This is a genomic window from Bhargavaea cecembensis DSE10 (genome assembly GCF_000348905.1).
GTDB lineage: Bacteria > Bacillota > Bacilli > Bacillales_A > Planococcaceae > Bhargavaea > Bhargavaea cecembensis.
In genome coordinates, this window is the sequence record NZ_AOFT01000016.1 from 17,886 (window position 1) to 37,980 (window position 20,095).

General features: G+C 52.1%; 18 protein-coding genes. 11 read left to right on the forward strand and 7 right to left on the reverse strand.

The window, feature by feature from the left end:
• Positions 1–97: 97 nt before the first annotated feature.
• Positions 98–853, reverse strand: coding sequence for a SurA N-terminal domain-containing protein (locus tag C772_RS12950; RefSeq protein ID WP_008300625.1), 756 nt, complete (start codon positions 851–853; stop codon positions 98–100).
• 165 nt (positions 854–1,018) lie between these two features.
• On the opposite strand from C772_RS12950, the gene C772_RS12955 reads away from it, so the two are divergent.
• Positions 1,019–1,507, forward strand: coding sequence for a peptide-methionine (S)-S-oxide reductase (locus C772_RS12955; RefSeq protein ID WP_008300626.1), 489 nt, complete (start codon positions 1,019–1,021; stop codon positions 1,505–1,507).
• Positions 1,508–1,536: 29 nt separating this feature from the next.
• Here the strand turns inward: C772_RS12955 and C772_RS12960 are convergent, their stop codons facing one another.
• From C772_RS12960 to hpaB, 3 genes are all read right to left on the reverse strand, one after another.
• On the reverse strand, positions 1,537–2,253 hold the full coding sequence (locus tag C772_RS12960) for a bifunctional nitric oxide dioxygenase/dihydropteridine reductase 2 (protein ID WP_008300627.1): 717 nt from the start codon (positions 2,251–2,253) through the stop codon (positions 1,537–1,539).
• 195 nt (positions 2,254–2,448) lie between these two features.
• Positions 2,449–2,946 carry a hypothetical protein gene (locus tag C772_RS12965; protein ID WP_008300629.1) on the reverse strand — a complete coding sequence of 166 codons (498 nt, stop codon included), beginning with the start codon at positions 2,944–2,946 and terminating at the stop codon, positions 2,449–2,451.
• Between the two features lie 71 nt (positions 2,947–3,017).
• Complete coding sequence (gene hpaB, locus C772_RS12970; protein WP_008300631.1) at positions 3,018–4,466, reverse strand: 4-hydroxyphenylacetate 3-monooxygenase, oxygenase component; 1,449 nt, start codon at positions 4,464–4,466, stop codon at positions 3,018–3,020.
• A gap of 269 nt (positions 4,467–4,735) precedes the next feature.
• Here hpaB and C772_RS12975 point away from each other — a divergent pair, with 269 nt between their 5' ends.
• Positions 4,736–5,788, forward strand: coding sequence for a YkvI family membrane protein (locus C772_RS12975; RefSeq protein ID WP_008300633.1), 1,053 nt, complete (start codon positions 4,736–4,738; stop codon positions 5,786–5,788).
• Between the two features lie 203 nt (positions 5,789–5,991).
• Here C772_RS12975 and C772_RS12980 read toward each other — a convergent pair whose 3' ends face one another.
• Positions 5,992–6,369, reverse strand: coding sequence for a DUF2871 family protein (locus C772_RS12980; RefSeq protein WP_008300636.1), 378 nt, complete (start codon positions 6,367–6,369; stop codon positions 5,992–5,994).
• Positions 6,370–6,576: 207 nt separating this feature from the next.
• On the opposite strand from C772_RS12980, the gene C772_RS12985 reads away from it, so the two are divergent.
• Positions 6,577–7,269 (forward strand): SDR family oxidoreductase, encoded by a 693-nt coding sequence (locus C772_RS12985; protein WP_008300639.1) that lies wholly within the window; start codon positions 6,577–6,579, stop codon positions 7,267–7,269.
• Between the two features lie 263 nt (positions 7,270–7,532).
• Positions 7,533–8,711 (forward strand): NAD(P)-dependent alcohol dehydrogenase, encoded by a 1,179-nt coding sequence (locus C772_RS12990; RefSeq protein WP_008300641.1) that lies wholly within the window; start codon positions 7,533–7,535, stop codon positions 8,709–8,711.
• Positions 8,712–8,796: 85 nt separating this feature from the next.
• Here the strand turns inward: C772_RS12990 and C772_RS12995 are convergent, their stop codons facing one another.
• Positions 8,797–9,513 carry a 3-ketoacyl-ACP reductase gene (locus C772_RS12995; RefSeq protein ID WP_008300643.1) on the reverse strand — a complete coding sequence of 239 codons (717 nt, stop codon included), beginning with the start codon at positions 9,511–9,513 and terminating at the stop codon, positions 8,797–8,799.
• An 89-nt stretch (positions 9,514–9,602) separates the two neighbouring features.
• Positions 9,603–10,226: a LysE family translocator gene (locus C772_RS13000; RefSeq protein ID WP_008300645.1), complete on the reverse strand. Its 624-nt coding sequence runs from the start codon at positions 10,224–10,226 to the stop codon at positions 9,603–9,605.
• A 119-nt stretch (positions 10,227–10,345) separates the two neighbouring features.
• Between C772_RS13000 and C772_RS13005 the strand changes: the two genes are divergently transcribed.
• The 7 genes from C772_RS13005 (at position 10,346) to C772_RS13035 (ending at position 20,081) form a co-directional block, all read left to right on the forward strand.
• Positions 10,346–11,785: an aldehyde dehydrogenase family protein gene (locus C772_RS13005; RefSeq protein ID WP_008300647.1), complete on the forward strand. Its 1,440-nt coding sequence runs from the start codon at positions 10,346–10,348 to the stop codon at positions 11,783–11,785.
• A 109-nt stretch (positions 11,786–11,894) separates the two neighbouring features.
• The gene (locus C772_RS13010; protein ID WP_008300649.1) at positions 11,895–13,097 is read left to right on the forward strand and encodes an NAD(P)-dependent alcohol dehydrogenase; all 1,203 of its coding nucleotides are present in this window, start codon (positions 11,895–11,897) and stop codon (positions 13,095–13,097) included.
• Positions 13,098–13,606: 509 nt separating this feature from the next.
• On the forward strand, positions 13,607–14,176 hold the full coding sequence (gene ahpC, locus C772_RS13015) for an alkyl hydroperoxide reductase subunit C (RefSeq protein WP_008300651.1): 570 nt from the start codon (positions 13,607–13,609) through the stop codon (positions 14,174–14,176).
• Positions 14,177–14,187: 11 nt separating this feature from the next.
• A complete protein-coding gene (gene ahpF / locus C772_RS13020) occupies positions 14,188–15,738 on the forward strand; it encodes an alkyl hydroperoxide reductase subunit F (RefSeq protein ID WP_008300653.1) in 1,551 nt (516 codons plus the stop codon).
• Positions 15,739–16,056: 318 nt separating this feature from the next.
• A complete protein-coding gene (locus C772_RS13025) occupies positions 16,057–18,495 on the forward strand; it encodes a DUF2339 domain-containing protein (protein ID WP_008300655.1) in 2,439 nt (812 codons plus the stop codon).
• Between the two features lie 250 nt (positions 18,496–18,745).
• Positions 18,746–19,447 carry an SDR family oxidoreductase gene (locus tag C772_RS13030; RefSeq protein WP_008300657.1) on the forward strand — a complete coding sequence of 234 codons (702 nt, stop codon included), beginning with the start codon at positions 18,746–18,748 and terminating at the stop codon, positions 19,445–19,447.
• A gap of 118 nt (positions 19,448–19,565) precedes the next feature.
• On the forward strand, positions 19,566–20,081 hold the full coding sequence (locus C772_RS13035; protein WP_008300659.1) for a hypothetical protein: 516 nt from the start codon (positions 19,566–19,568) through the stop codon (positions 20,079–20,081).
• The last annotated feature ends 14 nt before the right edge of the window (positions 20,082–20,095 follow it).

Below are 20,095 nucleotides of genomic sequence, written 5' to 3' on the forward strand. Positions count from 1 at the left end.
AATGCGAAGCATTTTCGAGGAGTCTCCCGGCGTCCGTGCCGTTTGTCATATCACGTGTAGAACTTGATTTTCGGACAGTCCCTCTGTTTTTTAAATCTTATATCTTAATGTCGATCTTCGCTTTTTTCTTCAGCTCTTCAACCTGCTGAACAAGTTTTTCCTGCTGTTTTTGCTGTTGAAGAGATTGCTCGATTTGTGGTTTTACGTCTTCAAGCTTGGGGAGTTCCTGATCTGTGCCCTTTCCTTGTTCCGCATACTGATCATAGGTCTGTTGAATTTCTTCTTCGGTGACTTTACCTGCCGGCACTTCTTTTTCAACGTACTGTTGAAGTTGGATGTCCTCGGCTATTTGAGTCTCAAGTGATTTCATATCCATGCCGGATTCTTCCAGAGCCGCCTCAAATTCTTCGTCCGTTTTAAATTGTTTTTTCACTTCACCCAGCCGCTGATCAATATCAGACTTTGAAGCCTGATACCCTTTTTTGTCCGCCTCTTGAAGAAGAAGCGTTTGTCCGACCAGGCTGTCAATGGTTTGGGTTTTAATCTGCTCTGCCGCTTCTTCAGAAGTCGGATCAAGCCCCATTTGCTGCATCTGTCCCTGCGAAGCTGCCAATGCGCTATTGTATTGGCTTCCCAGAATTTTATGGTCATTCACTGTGGCAACTGTTTTCTTTTCATCTACTTGCTGTGCTTCCAGTTTCTTTTGCATGTCTTCCATTTGCTTTTGCTGATCAGTTTCTGCGGTTGCTGCTTTATTCTCTTGATCGGCTTCTTTGCTTTCTTCATTTCCTCCGCAAGCCGCCAAAACAGCAGCCAAAAAGCCGGTCATTAAAATCGACATCATTTTTTTCATGGTAGAAGATCCCCTTCCTCAGACAAGAAGTCTATCCTGGCATTATAAAGCATCGTTTAAAGGAAAAGGACGTAATGAGCGATACTTAATTAAAATGTAAAAGGATTGAAACTCCCCATAATATCTGTAATCATCTGTATCACAGCCGAGAAGGGGGAGAGCCATATGGAAATCGTTTATTTTGCAGGTGGTTGTTTATGGGGAGTACAGGCTTTCATAAAGACGTTGCCTGGCGTCAAGTTTACAGAAGCGGGAAGGGCCAATGGAACAACCCGCACACTTGACGGTGATTATGATGGTTATGCCGAATGTGTCAAAACAGGATTTGATCCGGCGGAGGTCACCATCACAGAATTAATGGGGTACTTCTTTGAAATCATTGATCCCTACAGTGTGAATAAACAGGGACAGGATGTTGGTGAGAAATACAGAACCGGGGTCTATAGCGAAAAGGAAGAACACTTAAGAGAAGCGAATGCATTTATTCGTGAAAGAGATGATCATGAACGGGTCGCTGTTGAAGTGCTGCCTCTTACCAACTATGTGAGAAGCGCAGAAGAACATCAGGACAGGCTGGCCCGGTATCCAAACGATTATTGTCATGTCCCAAAAGAACTATTAAATAAATACAAAGGCCTCTCAACCATTCGCTGAATGGTGAGAGGCCTTTTATGTGTTCCCAATTAAACCGTCAATTCGCTCGGGAAAAACGAAGCCCGTCCTTTTTCCCGCTTATCCAGCATGATCTGTTCCGGCCGGATGCCCTGCGCACTCAAGGCTTTGATGTTCTGTGATAGGAACTCGTCGCTGCCGACAATGTAGAAAAGTCCGTCCTGGTCGGCGGCAAGCTTGTTCACTTCATCATAGTAGTCTTCACGCCGGTCAACATACTGTGCCGTGAACTTTCTGTCGGGGGCTGATTTAAAGATATCCGTGAATAAGAAGTCCCTTGATGAATCGATATTGAGTGAATGGATCTGGCTGACGTTGTCCGCACGCTCAAGGTATTCGAGCACAAGCGGCCTGAAGGTGGCCAGGCCGACACCGGATGACAGCAGGTAAACGTTTTTGTTTTCCCGTTTCAGCGGAACATTCGAATGTGTTTTGAACAGGGCTACTTCGTCACCGACTTTCAGGCTTCCGAGAATCGATTTATACTCAGAGCAGAGTTCGCGGATGCGTGTCGTGATCCCGATTGACTGTTCGTTCGGCAACGTGGAGATGGACATGTGCCGAACCAGGCTTTTGTTCGGCTTGTCCCCGTCATTGAAGCCTTTCATTGCGAGGTGGGTGTGGGAACCTTCTTCCCATGTAAAGCCTTCCGGACAGTCTAGCATGTAGGTCTTGACTTCAGGAGTTTCCTCAATGATCTGATTGATCTTGGTCCAGTATATCTGCACGGTTTTTTCCCCTTTTCCTGTGAACTGTATGGCTACTCTTACTATACAACAAATGATAACTATTCTCAATTATTCGATGCCGGTCAGGCAGGCCTGTCCCGGGCAGCATGATGGAAGCGGAAGAGTTGGCGATGACTCAGAGATAGCAAAAGACCCCTCGGCGGCTGGAAGCAGCACCGGGGAGTCCTGACGTGATTATTCCAAACACAACACAATGATCCGGTAAGGTGTTGTCTGGGCAGGAATGCTTCTGGTTGTAGGACCGTACTGGACAATTAAATCCCGGCCTCCCGGATATCTTGAGAAAAGCTGACCATTCGTTAACAGCATTTGGGTGTAGGAAGATAAATTTAGCTTTAAATCTCCATCGCTGCTCAATAGCTCGTTGTCAAAATGATCCACTGTAATGTTCTGGTCCGGGTGGTCCCTGACCATGACAAGCGCCTGGTATTGCGGAGGGTAGATCAGAATCACCGGTAAGTCCCCATTGTAATAGCCTGTTACACGGTCTCCCACATGGATGATTTCATGATCCATGAAATAAGTGGATGGAGAAACCACAAAATTCACGATTGAGCCCAACTCATTTTCCAAGGTGAATAATTGATGGCAACCTGCACTTTCGGGTGCAAAGCCGGGATTAAAATCACTGATCATCGTGACCGTTCCGTGAAACGAATAGAAATTTGTCATCCATAGCCTCCATTCAGATATGGCGGAGGGGAATGCAGGGTGTTATTCCCTTGTTCGAGAGGGCACCCGTATTACTGATCTTTAAGATGCAAAAACTCGCTGACGGTATTTACATACGGCTCTTTGGGAAAGTCTTTGTAAAGCTGGCTGGCGAGCCGGACAGGGTCACCAAAAAAGTACCGTTCATATTGCGTTTCTCTCGTTCCGAATGAACTCATCGTCAGATCCCAGGCCAGCCGGAAGACTTTTACCCGGTCTTCTGCCGACTTTGTCGCCCCTTGGAGATACTGGTCAAGGTCCTTTCGGATACCCGAGTGAAACGCATTTTCCGTTGGCAACGTAATCATCCCGCTGGCACCCATGATCTGAATAATCTCCGTGAATCGGGGGTACATTTTGGGGAAGACAACACCAGCGACATTCAGTGGAATCACATCGGGACGCATCATTCCGTATTCATCCGGAGAAGCGTGATTTTCCGCTTTCTCCCGCAGCGCCCTCATCGTTTCCAGTCCGATCATGATTTCTGCGATTTTTTCCTGGATATGCTGATAATCATTGACCTTGATGGTTTCAACCAGCAATTGCGCAACGCCTAAGATGAACTCCGTTTTGACAATCTGTCTTGTGATGACCTGATGTTTAGCATATGCATGGAAAGAACTTTGTGTAATGAATTCTTCGGCGACTTCACCGTTGTTATAATAAAATACCCGATCCCACGGAACCAGGACATGGTCGAACACAACAATGCTATCGATTTCCTCGTATCGTGAACTCAGGGGGTGGTCGAAACGGGAGGGGCCGCCCATAAACGTGTCCCGGCAAATAAATCTTAATCCCTTAGTATTCGAGGGAATGGAAAACGCGAATGCTTCATCTTCATTAAATAAAAACCTGCCGACACTAAAAACCAATACTTCATCGGTCAGTCCGCCCTGTGTGGCGAGCAAACGCGCACCCTTCACGACGATCCCATCATCTTTAACATCGACAACTTTCAGAGCAATGGGCTCTTTGCTGTTTTCCATATAGATCTGGGAGCGGTTGACCTGGGGGCTGATGAATGTATGCGTAAACGATAAGTCCTTTTCCCTGGCGGTTTTATAAAATGCGGTCAGGTTTTGCGGAAAGCAATTTTCCTTGTTCTCCAAAAAGCCGGCGGAAGACGCAAAACTCATTAATACGGTGTTTAAATAGTCGGGACTTCGCCCCATCATTCCAAAAGATTGCCTTGCCCACAGTTCTATAGCTTTCCGCCTTTTTTTCAGGTCCTCGATACTTTTTGGCTGCATGTAGGACAGTCCGATCCGGCTGCCTGATTCAGGTGACAGGAACGTCATGTCATGGGTGTATTCCGGATTTAGCTGTAAATCGTACAGCGCTGCTTTTTCCTGAAGGATCCCCTTAAAGACAGTGTGCTCGGAAATGGGCCCTTCAACTTTTTTGCCATCCAGCCACACTTCGTTTTTCAGCTGATTAATCCGGTTCAGGTACTCTGTTCCTGCAATAGCTCCCACCTGTTCACTCCCATCCGCAAATTGTTGTTATGTAAGCCGTCGTGGGGATGCGAATCGGGAAACGGTTGATCTCTATTCTCATGGTATGCAGCCGTTCTTCGGGAATATAACGGCTGGTGCGGGCAGGCGGGGAAGCACAATGGGGGAGTAAATGGAAGATTGTGAGGTTTGAACTATTTGAATGTTGGTGTATATTGATAGACTTAAGGTAAGGAATTCGGCAACGGTCGGATCGCAAATCATACATATCGATAAATGGGGACTTTAATATGTTTAGGGTATTGAAAATCGCCGGAGCTTTTGTCGGCGTCATCGTGGGCGCAGGCTTTGCATCCGGACAAGAAGTATTGCAGTATTTCACCAGTTTCGGACTTAAAGGAACCTTTGCGGCAATCCTGGCAACTGCGCTGTTTGCCTATCTCGGAATGGTCTTGGCGAATATCGGAAGCCGCCTGAAGGCGCAGTCGCATAAATCGGCCATCTATGAAATCAGCGGACGGTACCTGGGCGTCATTGTGGATGCCATCATTATATTCACCTTGTTCGGCGTGGGTGTCGTGATGATTGCAGGAGCGGGCTCCACGGTCAACCAGCAGTTCGGCCTGCCCGTTTTTGTCGGAAGCCTGCTGATGACCGTTCTTGTGACGCTTGCCATGATGCTGAAAGTGGATAAGGTGATCGGCGTTATCGCAAGCATCACGCCGTTTCTCCTGATCTTCATTGGCATCATTTCGGTATACAGCCTGAGCACAATGGATGCTTCATTTGCAGCGCTTGACCCGGTTACGGACAGCCTGGAAAAGTCATTCCCGAATTGGTTCATCTCGGCCGTCAACTATGTTTCCTTTAACATCGCAGTCGGGGCAGGGATGGCACTGCTGACAGGCGGGGCTGAAAAGAATCCGCGTCTCGCCGGGATCGGCGGCCTTCTTGGGGGGCTCGCGATCGGGATCATGATCATCTTCTCCCATCTGGCGATCTTCGCCCAGATCGAAACAGTGGCATCCTACGACCTGCCTTTACTGAAAATGGTAGAGGACATTTCACCAATCCTTGCCGTCCTGATGGCCATCGTCCTCTTCGGAATGATTTTCAACACGGCGCTGGGCATGTTCTACGGGTTTGTCGCCAGGTTTTTTGAGATGGACACGAAAAAGGCCCGTATTGCGACAGTGATCACCCTCGCCATCGGGTTCGTCTTGAGCTTTGTCGGCTTCACGACTTTGGTATCCAAGTTCTACTCCCTGATCGGCTATCTGGGGCTGTTCCTGATCCTCGCCCTCGTCTATGCTCCGATCAAGCTGAAGCGTGAAGGGAAATAAATAATAGAAGGGGCTGTCCGAAAACTCATATTCAGCACATGATATAGCAAACGGCACGGACGCCGGGAGACACCTGCGGGAAAAGCCGGGCTGTCGAGACCCGCTTTACGCGGGGCTCGGCGCCGGCCCGCGGTAAGCGACCAGAGTCCGTGCCGTTTGCTGTTTTTATCGCGTTAATGACTTATTGGACAGCCTCTTTGCGTTTACGTCTGCCGTTTCGGTGTATGAAGGAGAACGTTGAATCCGAAGCAGAAGATTCCGATCAGTGTCGCCAGGCCGCCGAATGTGGCAATCGGGAAGAAGATCGGATGAACGCCTTGGATGGCCAGTGCAATGGCGATCATCATGACCGGCAGGCCGATATTATGGAGCCAGAAGTGGCTTTTCGCCAGAGCGTTGGTTTCGAGGTTCGGATAGAGGTGATAAATGATGCCGACCAGTGCGAGTGACATCCAGCCCAGTAAGTTAACGTGGACATGGACAGAAGTGAGGCTGAATACATGGGTGAATGACATATAAAGACCGATGGAAATGCCGATCATAAAGTAGACAACGGAAATCTTTAGAAGGGTCCTTCCCACAGATATCCTCCTTTCCTAAAGACTTTTGAACGACAAAGAGACGGGGATTCCGTCTTTTGTCTTACGCTACTCTATGTGCAGCAGGTCCGGGATATGCCATATGCCGACACCCATCGCGTCAGGCGGAATCACTGTTTGCCGGACGAATCCCATCCCTTCTTGTAACATGGGGGATGGAAGAAATCATGACTAAAGGAAGTGAACAGCATGAGTGAATCAGTTGTGGTCATCACAGGCGCCGGCAGCGGGCTGGGGGCTTCCCTGGCCAGAAAGTATTCGGATGCAGGAAGCCATGTGTGCCTGCTCGGCCGGACACGGTCCAAGCTGGAGCGGACGGCAGGTGAACTGAAAAACAGCCATACGATTTATGAAGTGGACGTGTCTTCAAAAGAGGATGTGGACCGTGTGTTCCGTGACATCTCGGAAACCCACGGCCCCGTCGATCTGCTGATCAACAATGCCGGCATCGGCGTTTTCGACCTAGCAGAGAACCTGGACGAATCCGCTGTCCATCAGATGATCGATATTAATCTGAAAGGGACCATCTTCTGTTCCCAGGCGGTTTTGCCACAGATGAAAAAAAGGGACCGGGGCATGATCGCCAATATCGTCTCGACCGCCGGACTCGACGGGAAAGCGACCGAATCGGTTTATTCCGCGAGCAAGTTCGGCGTGCGGGGCTTTACGGAAAGCCTGCAGCTTGAACTGGCGGAAAGCCGAGTACGGATCTTTGCAGCCTATATGGGCGGTATGAAATCGGAATTCTGGGATGGCATCTATACACAGGAGGAAATGGCAAACCTCATGGAACCGGATGATGTCGCGGACATCATTATCGGAAACATCAAGGCCCGCAGGAATCTGAATGTAAAGGAAGTCGTAATCAAAAACAGTCTTTGAGTAGGATGAAAATAGAGTCCGCCAGTCCGGACTTTGCCATATGTCTTTGGCAAGCATCAGACCCCCTCACCAAATGGTAAGAATGGTGAGGGGGTCTTGCTGTTGTTGATTTTTTGATACCGAATCTTGGGGCTTTGGTACGAATAAAAGAGAATAATGCAATCAGTTAATAGAATCATTTGAATATTGTTTCAAATATGATAATGTGGAGTCAGCGATGCCCGGACACCGGTCATCAGCACACCAAATTAGGGGGCGTTCGTTTGAAAGCAGTAACGGAAGCAGTCAGCAGTATCGGAAAAGAATTGGACCTGACAGTAACCGCTGCGGTAGTGAACAAGCCGAACGAAGATTACCAGCTCGAAGAACTGAAGCTCGGAAAACTGTATCCCGATGAAGTGCTTGTCAAACTGGTTGCATCGGGGATGTGCCAGTCGGATGAGGCATTGCGCGTCGGCGATGCGGAAGTGCCGCTGCCTATGGTGCTTGGACATGAAGGCGCAGGAGTGATCGAGGAAGTCGGCAGTGCGGTAAAGGGGTTCAAGCCCGGTGACCAGGTGATCATGGCCTACAATTACTGCGGAACCTGCCCGAGCTGCCGGACAGGCCATCCGTCTTCCTGCAAGGAATGGGTAAACCTGAACATGTCAGGTGCCCGCGCTGACGGCACGTATACGTTCTTCAAAGAAGACGGGACACCGGTTTCGAACTTTTTCTTCCAGAGCTCGTTCTCCACACATACCATCACGAACGCCAACAACCTGATTAAAGTGTCGGATGATACGGACCTTCGTCTTGTCGGTCCGCTCGGCTGCGGCCTGCTGACGGGCTTCGGAACGGTTGTCAACGGCCTGAAGCCGGAAACTTCTTCATCCATTGCCGTGTTCGGAACGGGAGCGGTCGGAATCGGCACCCTCCTGGCCGGAAAGATCGAAGGATGCTCAACCGTCATTGCGATTGACATCCATGACTCCCGGCTTGAGCTGGCCAAAGAACTGGGTGCCACCCATACCATCAACAGCCGGACGGAGGATCTTGCGGAGCGGATCGCGGAAATTACGGATGGCAAGGGAGTGGACTACTCCGTCGATACGACGGGCGTAACCGCCGTCATGAAAGCGGCAATCGATGTGCTGGCAATCGGCGGTGTGACGGCTCCTGTGGCGGTGACGCCGAATTCCGTAGAGCTCAATACGTTCATGGACCTTGTCCTGGGCAACCGGAAACTGGTCGGCATCCTGATGGGTGATGCCGTGCCGCAGCTTGCTGTGCCTAAATTGATCGACTATCACAAAGAAGGCAAGTTCCCTTATGAAAAGCTCATGAAGTTTTATAAGTTCAGTGAGATCAACCAGGCGGCTGCCGAATCCAATAGCGGCCAGACGATTAAGCCGGTGCTGATCATTGATGAAAACTACCGGAACGATCAGCCGCTGGTATAAGGGCCAAAAGAGTCCAGAGAACGGACAAAACCCCCTCATAACTGTTCGTTTACAGTTGAAAAGGGGGTCTTGCCGCAGTTTGGGTTTATGGATTCGTCGACCAGAGGCCGGCATGTTTCAGCACGACACGAGGGTGCAGTTTCAGCTGGGCTACCATCAGATCAGCCAAATCTTCAGGCTGCATGACTTTTTCCGGGTTGCCGTCGGTCAGGTTCAGTTCGACCGCCATGTCCGTGGCGACCGTGCTCGGTGTAAGAGTTGTCACCCGGATGTTTTTCTTGCGGACTTCGAGCATCAGTGACTCACTCATGCCGATGACGGCTGCTTTGGAGGCCGAATAGGCGCTCGTCACCGGCGCGCCTTTCTGGCCGGCGGTGGAGGAGATGTTGATGATGTCGCCGGTGTTCCGCCCCAGCATTTCAGGGAGTACGGCGCGCGTGGTGTAGTAGACGCCTTTCACGTTGACATCGATGATTTTGGTCCATTCTTCTGGTGTCAGGTCCATGAATCCGCCGAACTTCGATATACCGGCGTTGTTGACGAGGATATCGATCGGGCCGAGTTCACCCCGGACCGATTCGACTGCAGCTGTAACGGATTCCAGATCCGAAATGTCTGCCGCTGCGAATGCGACCTTTGCATCGTATTCTTTCAGTTCTTCCGCCACACGCTGAAGGTTTTCCGGTGTACGGCCGACCAGGCCGACATGGATGCCTTCCTTTGCGAAAGCAATGGCGGTTGCACGGCCGATTCCGCGGCCTGCACCGGTGATGAGTGCCACTTTACCTGAGATGGTTTGCATAGATGTTGCTCCTCTCCAAGTGTTGATGCGAACAAACTAAAGTGTACGATACCGGGCTTTTGTGTGGTTAGTTAAATGCCTGCCGGCAGTCACTTCTCGCCAAACGCCAGCCGCAGCCCGATCAGCGTGAACAGGCCGCCCTGAATCAGGTTCATCCTTCTGGATAGCGATGGATTCCTGCGGATCAGCATGCCGACCTTGCCGGCAAAAAGGCTGATCAGTGAAAAGATGGCAAACGCCTGGATCAGGAAGACAAGGCCGAGCGTCAGCATCTGAAGCTGGATATTGCCGTTCCCGGTTGAGATGAACTGGGGCAGAAGGGCAAGGAAGAACAGGGAAACTTTCGGGTTCAGCAGATTCATGATCAGCCCTTTTTTGTACAGTGAGCGGTAATCCAATGCCGTACCGCTTTCCAGGGGCAGGGCTGTGTCCTTTGCTTGAAATGACTGATAGGCCAGGTACAGCAAGTATGCGGCTCCCGCATACTTCACGACCGAAAATGCGAAGGCCGACTGATAAATCAGGGCAGACAGTCCGATCACCGCTGCCGCGATATGTACGAGCAGGCCCGTGCAAAGGCCGAGCGTTGTCCAGATGCCAGCCCGTTTCCCGCCGGCAATGCTCTGGGCCAATGTGAACAGGTTATCCGGCCCGGGCATGATGGTCAGTACGACTGCCGCACCCAGAAAAGAAAGAACCAAAATCAGGTCCATTGTATGACCTCCAGTTCGTATAAGAAATAAATCGCTTGTTCGGTTAGTTGTTAGTCTCTTCTCAATTCTACGGCATTTTCAGGGAATATTGAACGATCGAATCGAAAGGGGAATGGAAGATGCGTACACACTTACAGCACTTTATTAATGGGGAATGGGTGGACTCAACGGGTTCAGAAACGATTGATGTCCTCAACCCGGCGACTGAAGAAGTGATCGGGCAGATCAGTAATGGAACAACAGAGGATCTGGACAAAGCAGTCGCGGCAGCCCGTGCAGCTTTCCCGGCATTTTCGAGAACAACAAAAGAAGAACGGATCGAGCTGCTGAACCGGATTGCAGATGAATATGAGAAGCGGAAAGACGATATAGTTGAAGTGATTACCGAAGAGTTGGGCGCACCTCTTTCGATCAGTGAAAAAGTCCATTACACGCTGGGGCTGGCGCATTACCGCCAGGCAGCAAAAGAGCTGGAAACCTTTGAGTTCACCGAGACACGCGGCGGTAAGGTGATCCGCAAAGAGGCGATTGGGGTTTCCGGCCTGATCACACCATGGAATTTCCCGACAAACCAGGCTTCTACAAAGATCGCCAGTGCTCTCGCGGCGGGATCGACTGTCGTTTTGAAACCGTCTGAGCTTACACCGTTTGCGGCCATCATTCTGGCGGAGATTTTCCAGGCGGCAGGCGTTCCAAAAGGTGTATTCAACCTTGTAAACGGCAACGGAGAAGTTGTCGGAAATGGCATCAGTTCGCACCCTGACATTGACTTTGTCTCCTTTACAGGGTCCGGACCGGTCGGCCAGAAGATCACCGAGAATGCTGCAAAACATATTAAAAAGGTCGCACTGGAATTAGGCGGGAAATCGCCGATGGTCATTCTCGATGACTATGATACGAAGAAAGCAGCGAAAATTGCCGTATCGGCTCTTGTGCTGAATTCCGGCCAGGTCTGCTCCGCAGCCACAAGGACGCTTGTCCCGAAATCTAAACTCGAGGAATTCACCGAAGCGGTGAAAGAGGTATTGCCGAACTTCCCGGTTGGCGATCCGCAAAACGAAAGCAGTTTCATGGGGCCGCTGGTGTCCGAGAAACAGTATAACCGGGTTCAGGGGTATATCGAGAAAGGCCTGGAAGAAGGCGCGACTCTTGTGGTCGGCGGGACCGGAAAACCGGAAGGGCTTGATCAGGGGTACTATGTAAAGCCGACCGTATTTGCAAACGTGAAAAATGATATGGTCATCGCCCAGGAAGAGATTTTCGGGCCGGTGATGTCGATCATCACTTATGAAGACCTGGACGAAGCGATTGAAATCGCCAACGATACGGTTTATGGACTGGCCGGATATGTGGTTGGTGAAGACGAAGAGAAGGTGGAGAAAGTGGCATCCTCCATCCGTGCCGGCCTGATCACCGTCAACGATGCCCCATTTGATTTCTCTGCATCATTCGGAGGCTATAAACAATCCGGCATTGGCCGTGAATGGGGAGTCTTCGGAATCGAGGAATACCTGGAGATTAAATCTGTAGTCGGGGTCCGGGTAGGCGTTCCTTCCTAAAAACATCTGAGGGCTGCCACCGTAGTGGATAACTGCTGTGGCAGACTCTTTTTGTGTCTGTTGCCCGGCCAAATCACACAAAATTGTCTTTGAAAATGGGGGAGTTTCTTTGGAAACAAAAACGGCCGTAATTACCAATCCAACCGGTGATGCTCAATATGAGGCATTGAACCTGGAAACAAAAGCGGCAGTGATCAATCATCCGACCGGTGATTATCAATTTGAGATCATCAATTTGGGGGAACTGCATCCTGATGAAGTCGTGGTTAAGGTGGTGGCGAGCGGAATCTGCCAATCTGATGAGGGGGTAAGAGATGGCAGTATGGCTCCACTGCCGGCAGTCCTGGGCCATGAAGGAGCAGGGATTATCGAGAAAGTCGGAAGTGGAGTGAAAGATTTTAAAGCGGGCGATCAGGTTGTCATGTCTTTCGGCTATTGTACCGTATGCGAAAGCTGCAGAACCGGGCAGCCATCTACCTGTGATCATTATAACGAGCTGAATATCACAGGCGGAGAGCATCAGGACGGAACTCACCGTTTCTACAAAAAGGACGGAACACCTGTAAGCAATTTTCTTAACCAAGGTTCATTTTCCGCTTATACAATCACAAGCGAGGCAAGCCTGATCAAGGTTGATCCCAATGCTGACCTGCGTAAGCTGGCTCCGCTTGGCTGCGGACTGATGACCGGTTTTGGTACGGTGACCAGTGCGATGAAGCCGGAGACCGGGAGTTCCATTGCAGTTTTTGGAACGGGTGCAGTAGGACTTGGCGCCATGATGACCGCCAAGATCGAAGGCTGCTCCACGATCATTGCTGTCGATATTGTTGATTCCCGTTTGGAATTGGCCAGGGAACTTGGCGCAACACACATCATCAACAGCAAAACTGAAAACGTGCAGGAACGCATTGCGGAGATTACCAATGGAAAAGGTGTTAACTATTCGGTTGATACCACAGGGGTTTCACAGGTTATGCTTGCCTCGGTACAGGTTTTATCAAAGAATGGCGTGGCTGTACCGCTTGCTGTAACCAAGAATACGATGGAGTTTAACCCATTAGGGGAATTGGTGCTTGGCGCCCGAAAACTGCTGGGGGTGAATCTTGGCAATGTCGTGCCCCAACTGGCTGTTCCTAAGCTTGTCGACTACTATAACCAAGGCAAATTCCCGTTCGATAAGCTGATCAAGTATTATAAGTTTGAGGATATTAACAGGGCGGCTTCGGATGCCGTAAACGGGACTACGATTAAACCGGTGATGATCATTGATGAAGAATACCGGAACGACGATCCCGTTGAATATGTGTCCTGATCAACTCTCCAAGTCTGTTTTTCAGTAACCGCCACTTTAATCAGCCGGCCCGAAAGGATCCTTTCGGGCTGGCTTTCATTTTCTGATGAAATTGTCTGGAATGGTTCGCTCTTGCCGTAATGGGCCTGCTTGTTTTCCGCTGATTCACAGGGCGGCCGTCTTTACGTTCATCGCAGCGACAGGAGCCAAAATGACTGCGATGAATTCTATGATGAAGAGGCAGAACAAATGTTGAATGAATGATAAAATATTGTGTATATTGAGAAAACTATTCTGCTCTTATCTCAATTTCTTTAAAAGCAGCAGATCTGGCTCATAGGAAAAACCAAGGTTTCGTTCAACATTTTGAATAATCCGTGTCATTTTAAGACCTGGCGGGATATCGGTTGACTAAAGCGCAGATTCATATAATAATGAATGTGTGATTAGAATTATTATAGTTAAGTAGGATTTGAAAAAGATTTCAAACCGAACAACTATAAAATACATACCAACAGGAGGAATTTTACATGTCTCTTATCGGCAAAACAATCGAACCATTCAAGGCTAACGCGTACAACGCGGGCACAGGCGAATTCATCGAGGTAACAGACGAAAACATGAAGGGCAAATGGAGCATCGTGTGCTTCTACCCGGCTGACTTCACTTTCGTATGCCCGACTGAACTGAGCGACCTGCAGAAAGAATACGCGACACTGAAGGACCTTGGCGTGGAAGTTTACTCCGTATCGACGGACACTCACTTCACACACAAAGCTTGGCACGACCACTCTGATGCAATCAGCACACTGGAATATGTCATGATCGGTGACCCTTCCCAGAAAATCACACGCAGCTTCGACGTTCTCGACGAAGAAGAAGGCCTCGCACAGCGGGGCACATTCATCATCGACCCGGATGGCGTCGTACAGGCGGCTGAAATCAACGCTGACGGCATCGGCCGTGACGCAAGCACACTTGTGAACAAAATCAAAGCGGCTCAATACGTCCGCAACAACCCAGGCGAAGTCTGCCCTGCAAAATGGCAGGAAGGCGAAGAAACACTGAAGCCTAGCCTTGACCTCGTAGGCAAAATTTAAGGAGAGATCACATGGCACTTGATGCACAGATCAAGCAGCAGCTTGCACAGTATCTCGAACTGATGGAAGGCGACGTTGTCCTCAAAGTCAGCGCGGGAACCGATAAAGCATCCAAAGAAATGACGGACCTGACCGATGAGCTGGCAGCCATGTCGTCCCGCATCAAAGTGGAACAGGCTGAGCTGGAACGGACGCCAAGCTTTAGTGTAGGCCGTCCGGGCGAAGAAGCCGGCATCGTCTTTGCCGGCACGCCGCTCGGCCATGAATTCACTTCCCTTGTCCTCGCGCTTCTCCAGGTAAGCGGACGTGCGCCGAAAGTGGATGAGAAAGTGGTCAAGCAGGTGAAGAACATCAAGGATGAACTTCACTTCGTGTCCTACATCAGCCTGACTTGCCAGAACTGCCCTGAAGTGGTCCAGGCACTGAACACGATGAGTGTCCTGAACCCGAATATCACGCACACGATGGTTGATGGTGCGGTGTTCAAGGAAGAAGTCGAAAGCAAGAACATCATGGCTGTCCCGACCGTTTACCTGAATGGCGAGCCGTTCACGAACGGACGCAAGACAATCGAAGAAATCCTCGCGGAACTCGGAAGCACCGCAGACGCTTCCGAATTCGAAGACAAAGAGCCGTTTGACGTCCTCGTTGTCGGCGGTGGCCCTGCAGGTGCGAGCGCGGCAATCTATGCGGCGCGCAAGGGGATCCGTACAGGAGTCGTCGCCGAGCGTTTCGGCGGACAGATCCTGGACACGGCAGCAATCGAAAACTTCATCAGCGTCAAGCACACTGAAGGGCCGAAGCTCGCAGCGAGCCTCGAAGAGCACGTCAAGGAGTACAACGTAGACGTGATGAACCTTCAGCGTGCGAAGCGCCTCGAGAAAAAAGACCTCGTCGAGCTCGAGCTGGAAAACGGGGCGGTCCTCAAGAGCAAGACCGTCATTCTCGCGACCGGCGCACGCTGGCGCAACATCGGCGTGCCGGGCGAAGCGGAATTCCGAAACAAAGGCGTGGCCTACTGCCCGCACTGTGACGGCCCGCTGTTTGAAGGCAAGGACGTTGCCGTTGTCGGCGGCGGCAACTCCGGTGTTGAAGCGGCAATCGACCTCGCGGGCATCACGAACCACGTGACGGTCCTTGAGTTCGGTGCTGAACTCAGAGCGGATTCCGTCCTTCAGGAACGCCTGTACAGCCTGCCTAACGTCACGGTCGTGAAAAACGCCCAGACGACGGAAATCACCGGCACGGACAAAGTTGACGGCATTACCTACATCGACCGGTCGACCGGCGAAGAAAAGCATGTTGCACTGGCCGGCGTCTTCGTCCAGATCGGCCTCGTGCCGAACACGGACTGGCTCGGTGACTCGGTCGAACGCAACAAGTTCGGCGAGATCATGGTCGACAAGCGCGGCGCGACGAACGTGCCTGGCGTGTTTGCGGCAGGAGACTGCTCGGACAGCGCGTTCAAGCAAATCATCATCTCGATGGGCGCAGGCGCAACTGCCTCCCTGAGCGCGTTCGATTACATCGTCCGCAGCCAGGTCGAGACGGTCAAAGCATAATCATTTGGGAGCAGGTTCATTGCGAACCTGCTCTTTTTTGTTGTGGCTGCGTATGTGGTGGTGCTTGTACTTGTACTCTCGTTGTCTCTGCTTGTACTCTCAGGATCGCTGCTTGTACACTCGCTTTCTCTGCTTGTACTTTCGGGCACGGTACTTGTACACTCGCTGTCTCGCGCAAAACACTGTGCCATTTTCCGTCACCCCCTCTTCCGGAGCGGCCGGAATTCCGATACAGTGGAAGAAGGTGGCCGGGTGTGAAACTATTTCCCGGCTTAAGCGTATTAGTTAGAACATCACTGAAGAAAAGGGGGTGTCCCCGTGAGCGAAGAAATGAAGGAACTGCTAAAGCGTCTCTCCGATATGGAAGAAGAGATGCGGGCGATGAGGCAGGAGCTGAAGTCATTAAAGTCCGCTGAAGATCGCCATGAACAACCGGATCCTCATGAACCGGCAGGCGCTGGGCCTCTGCCGCAGGAACAGCCTGCTCCGCACATGGAACGTGTGCCGCAGGATGATGTGGAACCTGAAATTGAGGAGGCTGTTCCTGTCCCGGTAATGGAGCCTGCTGAGGAAAGTGAACCACCGGAAGAGGAACCGGTTGCAGAGGGACCTGCGGCTGAGGTGCCGGAGAATGATTCCGGAACCGCCCGGACGCCAACCCTGTCAGAGATGATGGCAAGCATCGGGCTCGGCAGCCCCAGGGACTCTGAAGGGGAGCCGGAGAATACGGTGAAAGAAGAGTCCGGACCGCCGGAGCAAGCGGGAACGCCAAAAGAGCCCCGAAGCTCCATGCCAACCGCGTCCTACGGCTGGCTGCAGAGACCGGAGGAAGAAAGCCGGGAGCGGGCCGAAGCCATCCCGTCTCCGCCGCCCGCCCCGAAGCCGGTGTTCAGGGAACAGAAGCCGTTCGACTTCGAGCGGCAGTTCGCTGTCTGGCTGCCGAGGGTGTTCATGGTCATCCTGCTGCTTGGCGTGCTCTGGGGACTCAAGGTCAGCTTCGACATGGGATGGATCACGGAGGAGGTCCGGGTTGTCCTCGGGTATCTGGGTTCCATCCTGCTCGGTTATCTGGGCTACCGTTCCATCCGGGGTGCACGGCGCGGGTTCGGCCTGACGCTCTGGGGCGGGACGATCGCCCTCGGAATCCTGACGACATTCGCGGCAAACCAGTTGTACGGCTTCCTCCCGCTGATTCTGTCATTCCTGATCGGGATCGCCTATATCGCAGCCGGAATCTATGCGTCGATCCGCACCAACTCGGAAACGCTCACCGTGTTCACGGCAATTGCAGGGTTTCTTCTGCCGTTCCTTTTGGAAGGCGAAGGGGCGTCCGCGGTCATGTTCTGTGCGTATGTCCTCATTCTGTTTTTGTCGCTGTTCTTTGTTTCGATCCGAAGCCGCCACAGGGTGACGTTCTATGCTCTGTTCCTGCTGTTCAATGTGACGCTTTATATGTATCTTCTCCTGGACGGAGTGATGGGCGGACATGAGAATCTCGTTGCCGCGACCGCGCTCGTCCAGCATCTGGCGCTTCTGTTCTTTTATCTGAAGGGAAGCATCCCGCGATTTATCTTCACGGAGGTGCTGCTGTATGTGAACTTCGTGTTCGGCATCATCTGGATCTTGCTGTTCGATGAACCGATCCTGCAGGTGGCATACGGCGTGCTGTCGGTGCTCTACGCGGCACTGGCCGTCTACGCCCACATGCTGAAGGATCCGCCTCTGCAGGACATCCTGTCGACGATGGCGGTGGCGGCATCTGCCGTCTTTATCCTCAGTTTCCGCATGGATGAGCCGGCCATGAAACTGATGCTGCTGTTTATCGTCGGAGCGGCCGGCATCTGGGCGGGGCTCCGCTCCGGTGCACTTCGGACGATTGCCGTATCTGGAAGCCTCTATGCACTTGGTGCGCTGTCCACACTGACATTTGGCTGGTTCCATGAAATTTTCTCCGCGGAACATGCGGTGTGGCTCATGTTTATCGGCACGCTGGCGCTGGTCTATGCGGCGTTCTACCAGCATCCCCCGGCCTGGGTCAAGGTCTCTCAGATTGATGCTTCGCTCATTGCCGGCCAGATCATTGTCCTGGTCTACCTTTTCCGGCTGTCGGGCGTCCTCCTCATGGATGCGGATCTCGCATTTGGTCCGGAATCACACATCCGGATCGGCATCCTGGGACTGCTGGCTTTCGGCAGCACCTTTCTGCGGCGGAGTGCGCACGGCCGGCATGTCGCCACAGCAGGAATCGTGGAGTTCTTCGCGCTCGGCATCCTTCTCCTGTTCCTGCCGATGACCGGCTGGAGGGGAGGCGGGTACTGGCTCAGCCTGATTGTCAGCCTGCTGTTCGCGGCAGGTATCACTTACTTTTACGTTAAAGCGGTCCGGGAGCCGATTGCTGCGAAGGGCCGGCTGGAATCCCCGGCAGTTGCGTTCCTGCTTCAGGTCTTCTATTTCTTCCTGATGACCAAGTTGTACTTTTCGGGTGTCAGGGAGTTTGGCTGGGAAGACGAGACAGTGCTTTTCGTCCATACCTTCCTCCTCTTCCTGTTCGCATTCGTTTCGATTTCAGCGGGCCGGAAGATGGATTGGAAAGCGGTGCGGATCGCAGGGTTCGCACTGCTTGCCTTCAGCTTCCTGAAACTGTTCATCGTCGATCTGGCTTCCGTGTCGGTCGTCATCCGTGCGGTCCTCTTCACCGCAGTCGGGGCAGCCGGACTGATCTACTCGAGAACCCTGCAGAAAGACGATGGAGAATAAAAGATATGACCAGCTTCCGGGGAGACCTCCGGAAGCTTTTTTGATTTGCGTCATTCCATTGAATCATTTTGTCATTGGGGAGACCGGCCCGGGTGAATGACGTAACGATCGTCACGAATGCTGAAATCGGCAGAAGGAACGACGGAATTAATGCCATGAATGGCGAAACCGCCCCGGCACACATGTCCCGCTGGAATCTGTCTAAGCACAGTGTCCGAGGGTATAGGATGAAGGAAAAGGAGGCGTCAGGATGGAAAATTTAAGAGGGAAGACAGCGATCGTGACAGGTGCAAGCAGCGGAATCGGAAAGGCGATTGCCAGGCGGCTCGCCAATGAGGGGATGAACGTCGTCCTGGCGGCAAGGAGCGCCGAAAAGCTGTCGGATGTGGAAGAGGAGATCAACAGCAGCGGCAGCGGCGAGGCTGTCTCAGTGCCGACCGACATGGCCGACAAAGCGAGTGTCGGAGAGCTTGTCCGCCAAGCCCAAGAGGCGTACGGCTCCGTCGATGTTCTTGTCAACAACGCCGGACAGATGCTGGCCGGGACGGTACGGTCTGGGAAGACGGATGAATGGGACAGCATGATCGACGTCAACATCAAAGGGGTGCTTTACGGCGCGGATGCCGTCCTGCCGAAGATGATCGAGCGCTGTTCCGGACATATCCTGAACATCGACTCTGTCTCGGGACATGAAGTGACGAAGACGAGCACCGTATACAGTGCGACGAAGTTTGCCGTCCGGGCCATCTCGATGGGGCTTGAGAAGGAACTGGCCCGCACCGGGGTCCGGGTCACCAATATCTCTCCGGGCATGGTCGATACCCCGCTCATGGGTTCCAGGAGCGTCGACCGGAAAATCCTTGATCCGGAAAACATTGCGGACGCCATCGTCTATGCGCTCACACAGCCGGCCCATGTCAATGTGAATGAAATCACCATCCGGCCGGTATAGCCCGGAATACTGATGTCCGATGGAGGCATTTTTCCGGCGGCAAGGTTCTGAATTATTGAACTCTTCCGGGCGATTCCGTAAGATGGAAGTTGGGACAACGCGGAGGGAGGCGGCCGGAATGTCAGACCCGACGATTTTTGAAAACCTCAAGGTCGCTTTTGAAAATCATTTATATAACCTGGACAACCTGGAGGGCAGGATCCTGATCACCGGCCGGTCGGATGTCATGGACCTTGCCGACCTGTCAAGGTCACTCATCATCCGGTTCGTCCGGACCGACAAGCCGGAAGTTCCGGTTGAAGTCGAGCTGTCCGCATCCGCAAAAGATCTTGCCGGCGAGATTCTCGAGGATCCTCAGGCTGAGCCCGGTGTGACGCTCCGTGTCCGATTCGAAAAGCCGGTTGCCGATGCCGCGAAACAGTGCGAGCAAATCGGCGCGATGCTTTCGGAGTTGTGGGAGCGCGACATCCGGCTCACGCAGACACTGAGCTTCGAGTATCCCCAGGGGGACAGGGGATGGACGAATCGGATCGAAGCGGTGTTCAACACCCGCCTCGATGAGGATCATATGAAGGCCATCGGCGGATTTGCCGAATCGGTAATCGAGGCGGCGGGAAGGATGGCGGATATATAGTGAAAGGGGAAGGA